This window comes from Psychrobacter sp. (assembly GCF_049295055.1).
Classification (GTDB): domain Bacteria; phylum Pseudomonadota; class Gammaproteobacteria; order Pseudomonadales; family Moraxellaceae; genus Psychrobacter.
In genome coordinates, this window is the sequence record NZ_JBAQQF010000059.1 from 1 (window position 1) to 10,333 (window position 10,333).

9 protein-coding genes are annotated in these 10,333 nt (G+C 41.4%); 8 read left to right on the top strand and 1 reads right to left on the bottom strand.

Annotation, left to right across the window (positions count from 1 at the left end; genetic code table 11):
- Positions 1-157: 157 nt before the first annotated feature.
- On the bottom strand, positions 158-1,249 hold the full coding sequence (locus WAZ74_RS09115; RefSeq protein ID WP_422307986.1) for a formate/nitrite transporter family protein: 1,092 nt from the start codon (positions 1,247-1,249) through the stop codon (positions 158-160).
- 271 nt (positions 1,250-1,520) lie between these two features.
- Here WAZ74_RS09115 and WAZ74_RS09120 point away from each other — a divergent pair, with 271 nt between their 5' ends.
- From WAZ74_RS09120 to WAZ74_RS09155, 8 genes are all read left to right on the top strand, one after another.
- On the top strand, positions 1,521-4,493 hold the full coding sequence (locus WAZ74_RS09120; protein WP_422307987.1) for a valine--tRNA ligase: 2,973 nt from the start codon (positions 1,521-1,523) through the stop codon (positions 4,491-4,493).
- 277 nt (positions 4,494-4,770) lie between these two features.
- Positions 4,771-5,301, top strand: coding sequence for a toll-Interleukin receptor (locus WAZ74_RS09125; RefSeq protein WP_422307988.1), 531 nt, complete (start codon positions 4,771-4,773; stop codon positions 5,299-5,301).
- A 13-nt stretch (positions 5,302-5,314) separates the two neighbouring features.
- A complete protein-coding gene (locus tag WAZ74_RS09130; protein WP_422307989.1) occupies positions 5,315-6,496 on the top strand; it encodes a toll/interleukin-1 receptor domain-containing protein in 1,182 nt (393 codons plus the stop codon).
- The gene (locus WAZ74_RS09135; RefSeq protein ID WP_422307990.1) at positions 6,481-7,065 is read left to right on the top strand and encodes a hypothetical protein; all 585 of its coding nucleotides are present in this window, start codon (positions 6,481-6,483) and stop codon (positions 7,063-7,065) included. The genes WAZ74_RS09130 and WAZ74_RS09135 overlap by 16 nt, the downstream gene beginning before the upstream one ends.
- Positions 7,065-7,691, top strand: coding sequence for a TIR domain-containing protein (locus WAZ74_RS09140; protein ID WP_422307991.1), 627 nt, complete (start codon positions 7,065-7,067; stop codon positions 7,689-7,691). Before WAZ74_RS09135 ends, WAZ74_RS09140 begins: the two co-directional genes overlap by 1 nt.
- Before the next feature lie 112 nt (positions 7,692-7,803).
- Entirely contained in the window at positions 7,804-9,099 is a 1,296-nt protein-coding gene (locus WAZ74_RS09145; RefSeq protein WP_422307992.1) for a VWA domain-containing protein, read from the top strand.
- Between the two features lie 16 nt (positions 9,100-9,115).
- Positions 9,116-9,529 carry a hypothetical protein gene (locus tag WAZ74_RS09150; RefSeq protein ID WP_422307993.1) on the top strand — a complete coding sequence of 138 codons (414 nt, stop codon included), beginning with the start codon at positions 9,116-9,118 and terminating at the stop codon, positions 9,527-9,529.
- A gap of 169 nt (positions 9,530-9,698) precedes the next feature.
- Positions 9,699-10,121: a YbaN family protein gene (locus WAZ74_RS09155; RefSeq protein WP_422307994.1), complete on the top strand. Its 423-nt coding sequence runs from the start codon at positions 9,699-9,701 to the stop codon at positions 10,119-10,121.
- Positions 10,122-10,333: the final 212 nt, after the last annotated feature.

Below are 10,333 nucleotides of genomic sequence, written 5' to 3' on the forward strand. Positions count from 1 at the left end.
GCCTTTAGCCTTTAGCCTTTAGCCTTTAGCCTTTAGCCTTTAGCCTTTAGCCTTTAGCCTTTAGCCTTTAGCCTTTAGCCTTTAGCCTTTAGCCTTTAGCCTTTAGCCTTTAGCCTTTAGCCTTAAATAATACCAAACGAAAATTAAGGTCGAGTGATTAACGAGGTCGATGGGCTTTTAAATCCGCTTTTGCCTGCGCTTTATCACTAGCTGTTTGTTCTTTGACTTTAGCGATATCGAATAAGAAAGTACGGTTCTTAAGTACCGCAACAAACACTACGCCGCCTACCGTATTGCCCACCAGTACCACCACTAAAAACCATAAATAGCTCATTAAGCTGACGGTATTGCCATACAACAAGGCAGAAAATACTTCGATGTTGCCAACGATACTATGATGCAAACCTAAGAAGCCAATACTACCGGTAATCAGGGTGACTAGTACGATACGGCTAAGCGTATCGCGTGCCGAGGTCACAAGCCACGCGGCGACACCCATCATCCAACCCGCTAATACTGAGCTACCAAATATCACCCACCATTCAAAGTCTAAAACATGCTGCGCGTAAGCATCAATATTGGCGACGGTAAACAGCTTCATATTAATACCTAAACCAATCATCAATGCCGCAAATAGACAACCGCCGACGATATTACCAGCAATGACAATGCCCCATAAACGTAATAGCTTCCATAGCGGTTCTATTTTATTGAGTACAGGCAAGCTTAAAAGAGAGGTCTGCTCAGTGAATAATAATGACTGACCGATAACTACAATGATAAAACCGATGGGATATAATAGCGACGCCAGCACCATTGCATAATGGCTGGGTAACACCTCGCTTAGTAACGCAAAAGCGGCTAGGATGACAAATAAACTGATGCCAATTTCAAGCCCAGCGGTAAAGGCACTGGTAAATAATGAGCCAAGTGAGCGGTTAAAAGTTTCTTTGGCATCGATGACTTGTTCAACTAAGATGCTGGCATAGCTTTTAGGCGCGCTAAGATTGTCATCATTTGCCACTTCTTTGATCGAGGCCTGATCATCATCACTAATGGTTTCTGAAAATTCGTGGTCTTCTAAATTTTCGGTAGTATTAGCGGCATCAGTAGCATCGATGGCACTGTCTTGTTTATTCTCAGCTTTATAATCATGAGTAGCGTTATCATCAATGAAACGTTTATCGTCTGCATTGTCAGCCTGAGAGTTGCTGCTACTATTATAGGTATGCTCGGTATCTTGGGACACGGTCAACTCGCTGTTTATCAGATAATGATTATAATATCCTGTCTCTTTTTATAGCATGACCTATATTTTATAACATCACTAGGACTTATTATGTTGAGAGTTCAGCGCATCGAGGGTATTAATTATCTCATACCGTTTTTCAAACCTGATAAATGACCTTAGCATCTAACAAAATCTTGCTATCTGCGTTAAAATCACTCTATTAATTATTTCATCTATTTTTAACGTATTTATTTGACTACATTCATTATTAATAAAAGACCATTCTATTATGAGCAATCCTAATACCAATACTACGACAAATACTAAAACCAATCTAACCACTTCTATCCAAGCGGCACTTAGCCAATTAGAAAATGCCTACAATCCTGCAGAAGTTGAAGCAGGCATGTACCAAGGCTGGGAAGACAGCGGTTATTTTAAGCCAAGCTTTGATAAAGACGAGTCGTTCTCTATCGCCTTGCCGCCACCAAACGTTACTGGCTCATTACATATGGGTCATGGCTTTAATAATGCCATCATGGATGCGTTGACCCGTTATCATCGTATGGATGGTGACAATACGCTTTGGCAACCAGGTACGGATCATGCCGGTATTGCCACGCAAATGGTGGTTGAACGTCGTCTAGAAGCACAAGGTATTAAACGCCGTGATATGAGCCGCGAAGACTTCATTGGTAAAGTATGGGAATGGAAAGAAGAGTCGGGTGATAATATTACTCGTCAAATTCGCCGTTTGGGTAGCTCGGTTGATTGGTCGCGTGAACGCTTTACCATGGATGATGGCTTGTCTAATGCGGTAAAAGAAGTGTTCGTCCGTCTGTTTGACGATGGTTTGATTTATCGTGGTAAGCGTTTAGTGAACTGGGATCCAAAATTCCAAACCGCACTATCAGATTTAGAAGTCGAAAACCATGACGAAAAAGGCAGTTTGTGGCATTTCCGCTATCATTTCACTGATAAAGAATTGCAAACTCAAGATGGCAAAAATTATCTGGTTGTCGCGACCACGCGTCCTGAAACCTTATTAGGCGATACTGCCGTTGCAGTCAATCCTAGTGATGAGCGTTACGCACACTTAGTCGGCAAAACCATTACCTTGCCAATTACTGGTCGTGTTGTGCCTATTGTTGCTGATGATTACGTCGAAAAAGACTTTGGTACCGGTTGTGTGAAAATCACCCCAGCGCATGACTTTAATGACTATGAATTGGGTCGTCGTCATGAGTTGCCGCTGATTAATATCCTTGATGCCCATGCGCATATTTTACCGGCGATGGAAGTCTATCCTGACCTGCAAACCCGTGAGCCAACGCTAGAGACTACACCAAGCGAGTATGCCGGACTTGAGCGTTTTGCTGCGCGTAAATTCCTCGTTGAACAAGCTGGCGAGCAAGGCTGGTTAGAGGACATCGAAGACTACGCACTCAAAGCGCCGCGTGCTGAGCGTGGCGGTGCGATCGTTGAGCCGTGGTTAACTGATCAATGGTATGTTGCGGTTAAAGAGTTGGCTAAGCCTGCGATTGCAGCAGTAGAAGAAGGGCAGATTGAGTTTGTCCCTGCCCAATATAAAAATATGTATATGGCATGGATGAATGGCATTCAAGACTGGTGTATCAGCCGTCAGCTGTGGTGGGGACATCGTATCCCAGCGTGGTATGACGAGGAAGGTAGCATCTATGTGGCGCGTGATGAAGCAGAGGTGCGCAGCAAATATAATCTCGCTGCTGACGTGAAACTGCGCCAAGATGATGACGTGCTCGATACGTGGTTTAGCTCTGGTCTATGGACGTTTAGTACCCTCGATTGGGCTGACGTCAATGCTGATCCGCGCGTGCTCAAAACCTTTCACCCGACCAGCGTGTTGGTCACTGGTTTTGACATTATCTTCTTTTGGGTCGCGCGCATGATCATGATGACCATGCACTTCGTGAAAAACGAAGATGGCACCCCACAAGTCCCCTTTAAGACCGTCTATGTCCATGGCTTAGTACGTGATGGTAATGGTCAGAAAATGTCCAAATCGAAAGGTAATGTCTTAGATCCTATTGACCTTATCGATGGTATTGATCTCGAAGCATTGGTAGAAAAACGCACCAGTAATATGATGAATCCCAAAGACGCTGCGAAAATCGAAAAGCAAACCCGTAAAGAGTTTCCGGAAGGCATCCCAGCGTTCGGTACGGATGCGCTACGCTTTACCTTTACCTCGCTTGCCAGTACTGGTCGCGATATCAACTTTGATCTAAAACGGGTCGAAGGCTATCGGAATTTCTGTAATAAAATCTGGAACGCCAGTCGCTTTGTACTGATGAACTGTATCGACAGCTCTGATGAAGGGAAAGGGAAGGCTCTACCGATTGACCAAGCTGCCAATCCTGACGTTTGGGAATTACCAGAAAAATGGATTATGAGTCGCCTAAACTCGACCATTACTAATATTCATCAGCATTTTGCCCAGTATCGCCTTGATATGGTCAGCCATGATATCTATGAATTTATCTGGAATGAATACTGTGATTGGTATGTTGAGCTTGCCAAAGCTAGCCTCAATGATGACTCGGTATCAAGCGAGCGTAAAGCGCAAATCCGCTATGTGCTGCTGCATGTGCTTGAGACTGCACTACGCTTTAGCCATCCGATCATGCCATATCTGACCGAGCAAATCTGGCAGACCATCGCGCCGCTATTAAATCGTAAAGACACCGATAGCATCGTGATTGCCGCCTATCCACAAACCGATACTGCGCAAATCAGTGAGCAAACCGAAGCCGATATGGCATGGCTACAACAGCTGATCGCTAGCGTACGTAATATCCGTGGCGAGATGAAACTCGGCAACGCGGTACGTCTCCCTGTACTGCTACAAAATATCTCAGCAGCGGAAGACACGCGTCTATCGCGTATCGCCAATCAGTTTAAGGCGCTTGCGAAAGTCGAGAGCTTAACCATTCTAAAAGAAGGTGATGAAGTGCCTTTATCATCATCAAGTATGGTTGGTCAGCTGCGCGTCCTTGTACCGATGAAAGGGCTGATTGACCCAACGGCTGAGCTGGCTCGTTTGGGTAAGTCGTATGATAAGTTGAAAGGTCAAGCGGAAGGTATTTCGCGTAAGCTCGGTAATGAAGGCTTTGTCAGTAAAGCGCCAGTGGAAGTGGTCGATGCTGAAAAAGCAAAGTTGGCTGAGTTAGAAGGGCAACTGACGGCGATGACAGCGCAGATGGAGCAGCTGAAAGCGTTGTAATAAAAGCAAAAGCTTAAAAAGCATAGCCTCAGCATCGGAGTTCTTTAATAGGGACAAATATGCGATGCATGAGGCGATGTTCTTTAATCACTCAGCTCGGCGCTCGTCCCTCGCGTAAAAGCAAGCAGAATAGAAAAGGCCACCATAAAAATGGTGGCCTTTTCTATTCTCTACCACCCATATTACTCTCTACTTAATCTGTTAGTTCTCAAATAACCCAATATTTGTGTGCTAAGATATAATGATTATTACTAACATAAGACTCAAAAGGATTTTTATGGCATTTTTAACTTTAGAGGAAGTACGTAATAAAGCTCGTAGCAATAAAGCTTATGGTTTGGAGTCAAGAGATATCCTAGAGGAACAGTTTGATAGTTTTAATATAAATAAAACCTATGATATTTTTTTATCACATGCTTTTTTAGATGCTGAAGTAATTTATGGTTTGAAAATTACTTTAGAAGAAGCAGGATTCACAGTTTATGTTGACTGGTACGAAGATTCCCATCTTGAAAGGGGGGAGGTGACTAAAGAAACGGCGGTAGTTATCAGAAAACGTATGCAAAGCTGCAAAACACTGATATTTGCTATTACCCAAAATTCTGAAGATTCCAAATGGATGTTGTGGGAACTTGGGTATTTCGATGGTCTCAAGGATAAGGTCGCAGTATTAGGACTTATAGAAAATAGTGGTGAAAGTTTTAGAGGTCAAGAGTTTTTAGAGTTATACCCATATGTACAACGTTATGGTTCTATTTTTGTGCTTGATGATCCTTTTGAACTTCTTGAATTATGGATTAAACGATGAAGGAGTATAATTAGTGAAAAGTTATTGTTATCAGTTAATATTACTTGGTCAAGACTTTGGTATAAAAGATGAAATTATTGAGATTTTTCGAAAAAGAGTAGAGGATTTAGGTATAGTTTGGAAAAGTTTCATTATCATTGATAGTGAAAATTTTGAAGAGTATACAGACTCTAGTCCAGCTTTTTGTATTTATTTAGGATCTAAAAAAAACGACAAGAACTTTACCGACTTAGATTTTCTGACTCAAGTAACTAAAGATGCTTCGTTATTATTACCTGTAGTACAGGGAACACTTGATAACTTTGGAGATTGTATTCCTGAACTCTTAAATAACTACAATGGTATCAATCTTGACGAAGAAGATAGAAGTCAAAAGATTGAACAGATTGTAAATAATATTCTCGAAGGTTTTTCTCTGCTTAGAAGAAACCGAAAAGTTTTTATAAGTTATAAACGAGATGAATCTACCAACGTAGCTATACAACTATATGAGACTTTAGAAAAACATGGTTTCGATGTATTTCTTGACACACATAGTATTAGAAAATCAGAGCCTTTTCAGGATGAACTATGGCATCAAATGGCTGACAGTGAAATAGTAATAATTTTAAATACTTCAGACTTCTTAGGTAGTTATTGGACAAAGCAAGAGTTGGCTATAGCCAGCCAGTTACTATTGGGTATCGTAATAATATCATGGCCCGAACATACTAATTTTATTCCTAACCATGCACAGATATCTTATCCTTTACTATTACAAAATAGTGACTTTGAAAACAGCTATATATATAGTACTTTGAAGGAGAGACCTCTCTCCAAAATCATAGAAAATGTTGAGAGTATTAGAGCTAGAACTTTAGCTTCAAGAAGGGATAACTTAATAAGTAATTTCATAAAAATGGCTGAAGAAGAGGGTTATCAAGCATATCTTGATAGTTACAAGATAATTTCTATGGTTAAAAATGGCAAAGATATCATAGTAGTACCTGCAGTAGGTATTCCTAAGTCACTAAATTATGAACTATCATCAAGCTTTGTTGAAGAGATTAAGAAAAAGAAGTTTGAGAATATATTTATACTTTATGACGCAACTTGCGTTCGAGATTTTTGGTTAAGACATCTAAAGTGGTTAGACAGTAGCCTAGTAATAAAATCATTAAATATTTTAGAGGTACCAGCATGGCTAAACAGTTAAAGCAGGTTTTTTTATCTGCAAGTATTCCATTAGTGGAACGTCATCCTTCATACTATGAAACAGCTGATGTAATTGCTATCCGAGACTGTGTTAGTAGCTTAGCCAAAATTATTTTACCTAAGTTTCGACTAGTCTGGGGTGGGCACCCATCTATTACACCTTTAATCAGCTCAGTCTTAGAAAGTTTGGAAGTAGATATTGAAGAACATGTATATCTTTACCAGTCAGAACATTTCCGCAAAATATTTCCCGTAGAAAATGAGAAGTTTTCGGAATCTCTTATTGTTACAGATGATATTGGAAGTCGTGATGAAAGCTTGGCTTTGATGCGCGAAAAGATGATTGTTAATAATGACTTTATTGCCGGTATTTTTGTAGGTGGCATGGAAGGGGTGGAAGATGAATTTGAACTATTTACTCAATCTCACCCTGAAGCTATGGTACTTCCAATGGCAAGTACTGGAGCTGCCGCGTTAGGAATTTACGAAGAGGGTGATTTCGACGTTTCTTTGAAGGATGATTATGCTTACATAGCTTTGTTCTATAAATTATTTAAGGAAATTCTATAATGGCTAAAAAGATTTTTATATCCTATAAGTATTCTGATGAAAATGTTCAATCCTTAGATAACTCGTGGAATGCCCCACTGACTACAGCGCGATCATATGTAGATATAATTCAGAACCACTTTGAAGATACAGGTGTTCATATATTTAAGGGAGAGAATAATAGTGAAAGTCTTGAAGCGTTTAAGGATGATGCCATAAGAAGTAAGCTGGCAGAAAAGATATATGATAGTTCTATTACTATAGTACTTATCTCTCCAAATATGAAAGAGTGGGTGAGTTTAGAAAAAGACCAGTGGATACCGTGGGAAATATCGTATTCTTTGAAAAGAAAAACACGTAATACTATTAGTAGTACCCCTAATGCAATATTAGCTATTATTCTACCTGATAGATATGGAAGCTATGAGTATGCAAGGAATTCAAATTTTGGATTTGAAATTATCAATAAAAATAGAAATAATTTAAATTATCGTTATCCCGCAACAAGACTTAGCAATGGGTGCTCTAGCTCCTATATATTACAACCTACATGGAAAGATTTTACAAGTAACTATAGTGGTTGGATTGAAGCTGCTTTAGAAATAAGGCAGAACATAGATAAGTATGAAATATCGAAGTCTGTTTGATTAAATGATTTTAAATTCTGAGAACTGCTCTAGCTCGTGCTGTGAGCGGTTTTTTTACATCAGTAATTAGTCTATTATCTTTAAAGGATTCTACTCTAACGTAAGGAACACCATGAACCATCTCACCGTCGGACAACGCGCACCTTTAAGTAATCTGGCTATTGGCGATACTGCACCCATCACGCTCAAGTTCACTCGCCAAAGTCAAATAGAGATGGATATCAGCTGCTTTGCGTTAGATGCAGCAGGCAAACTGATCAATGATGATTACATGGTGTTTTATAATCAGCCGACCTCACCTTGTGGGCAAATCAAGCTCACCCATTATGAGTCGCAGCCAACAGCGAGTAAAGGCATCCAAGCAGAGTTTGAAGTTAACTTGTCTAAACTGGCTGCGAATATAGACAGCTTGTTTTTTGTATTATCAGCCGACACGCCGCTGAATCAAATTCAATTGTTAGAAATTGGCATTTGGCAGCAATCACAAAAGGTACAGGCAGAATATCAAGCGGCAGACTTTGCCCAACAGCAAGCCAGTATGCTGATGCAGCTTTACCGTAAAAGTGGTGTTTGGCGAGTATCTAACGTCGCGCAAGGCTTTAATGGTGGGCTTGCCGCCATCGTGCAGCATTTCGGTGGCGATGTAGAAGAGGGTAGCCCGCAAGCAGTAGCTGTAGTTGCAACGCCAGTTCAAGCAAAACCATCGTTAGAAAAAGTCATGCTAGACAAAGCGCCAAAACTGGTCAATTTGGCCAAAAAAGCCACGATATCGCTTGAGAAACGCCAATTGCAGCAGTTAACGGCAAAGGTGGCATTGGTGCTAGATGCCTCAGGCTCAATGAACAGACAATACAAAAAAGGCCGCGTGCAAGAGGTGGTCAACCGCTTATTGCCATTAGCCGTCAGCTTTGATGATGACCAAGCATTAGACTGCTGGGCGTTTGCCCGAGACCCGCAATATTTGGGGGAGATTGGGCTGAGCAACTATGACGGTTTTATAGACAACGCTCATGGCGGTTGGCGTAAATGGGCACTTGGCCCGCGCGTTAATAACGAAGCAGAGGTCATGAAAGCCGTGACGGATTTTTACCAAAAGGATGGGTTGGATGTACCTGTCTATGTTTTATTTATCAGTGATGGCGGGGTGAGTGACAATCGCGGTATCACGAAAGTCATGACGGAAGCCGCGAAACTACCGATATTTTGGCAGTTTGTGGGCTTGGGTGGTCGTGGTTATGGCATTCTAAAAAAACTAGACGACATGACAGGGCGCGTGATTGATAATTGCAGCTTTTTTGAGCTGGATGATTTAGACGATATCAGCGAAGAAGCATTATATGAAAATATGCTAGAAGAATTTCCGAGTTGGCTAAAAGAAGCGCGCGAGATAGGTCTAGTAACGAAGTGAATGGAGAATCAACACCATGCTTACTATGAAAAAAACATCAACCGCCAAAGCCCTCACTTTAAGCGCCTTGTTTTTAAGTCTAAGCGCTTGCGTCCTCGTTTCACCGCCGACCAATGAAGACACCTTAACAGATGCCGATCTTATCCAAGCTGCTGAGCAAAAAGAGTCAGCGCCAACGGAAGGCGCGCAGCAATGGGTGATTGGCTATCATCATGGTATCGCAGTGGTTAAGTCCTTCCAGTGCTCAGACCTGTGTCCGCAGAATACCTTGCGGGTGATTTATTATGACCTGCCTAGTGATGCCACTTGTGAGAGTATCGGCGGCGTGACCAAATCCATATTAGTGCCCATCGCCATTACCGTGATGCCAAAAGACTATTGCTTTCCAAAGGTGATCGCTGATTACTGGGAAAGTTATCCTGCCAAATGACAGTGAATAACGACCTACATTTACCTAACTGCTAAGTAAGCTACGTACCCGTAGTAAAACCCTGCAAAATCAGTCTTGAACTGGCTTATCAATTTCTTTATCTTTGATAGCCTATATAGGTAGTCCATACCTAATGACCCAATGCCTAACACTGACTGATAAAACTCCCATGACTCAAACAAAAAAAGCTTTTTATTATCGACCTAAGACTAATCAACATAAAAACCCAACGGTGCGTTGGCTGTTTTTGATTATTGGCTGGCTGTTTTTTGTATTAGGGATTATTGGCGTATTACTCCCAGTAATGCCGACCGCGCCTTTTATACTGTTGGCAGCGGGCTGCTGGGCACGTAGCTCACGGCGCTTTCATTTTTGGCTGATCAATCATAAGTATTTTGGTAAATTCATCCGCGATTGGGAAGATCGTCATGCCGTACCCTTCTATGCTAAGTGGCTGGCAACAATAATGATGACAATTTCGACCACCATGTTATTTTATCGTCTGCCTGCCGATACGATGTGGATGGCATGGCTGGTAGCCACGGTATGTAGTGGGGTAGCGGTCTATTTGTTCCGTTTGCCAAATGCGTAAAAAGCCTTGCAATTAGAGTAATAAATAGTGAAAAAACAGCTTCAGTTACACGAAACATGAGATAAGACTTGCGATACTAGGATATCCCCCTTATAATACGCCCAAGCTTAAGAGCAGTTCTGCACCAAATCATTACCTCGTAGTATTAGTTATAATCCTTCGTTTTAATATTTATCGTTCAGTAGCTATTTGCAAGCGTTACCGGTCACTAG

Bases quoted from the DNA above. Each gene is read 5' to 3' on its own strand.
- WAZ74_RS09125 (WP_422307988.1), top strand. From the start codon at position 4,771: ATGGCATTTTTAACTTTAGAGGAAGTACGTAATAAAGCTCGTAGCAAT.
- WAZ74_RS09155 (WP_422307994.1), top strand. From the start codon at position 9,699: ATGACTCAAACAAAAAAAGCTTTTTATTATCGACCTAAGACTAATCAA.
- WAZ74_RS09150 (WP_422307993.1), top strand. From the start codon at position 9,116: ATGCTTACTATGAAAAAAACATCAACCGCCAAAGCCCTCACTTTAAGC.
- WAZ74_RS09120 (WP_422307987.1), top strand. From the start codon at position 1,521: ATGAGCAATCCTAATACCAATACTACGACAAATACTAAAACCAATCTA.
- WAZ74_RS09140 (WP_422307991.1), top strand. From the start codon at position 7,065: ATGGCTAAAAAGATTTTTATATCCTATAAGTATTCTGATGAAAATGTT.
- WAZ74_RS09135 (WP_422307990.1), top strand. From the start codon at position 6,481: ATGGCTAAACAGTTAAAGCAGGTTTTTTTATCTGCAAGTATTCCATTA.
- WAZ74_RS09145 (WP_422307992.1), top strand. From the start codon at position 7,804: ATGAACCATCTCACCGTCGGACAACGCGCACCTTTAAGTAATCTGGCT.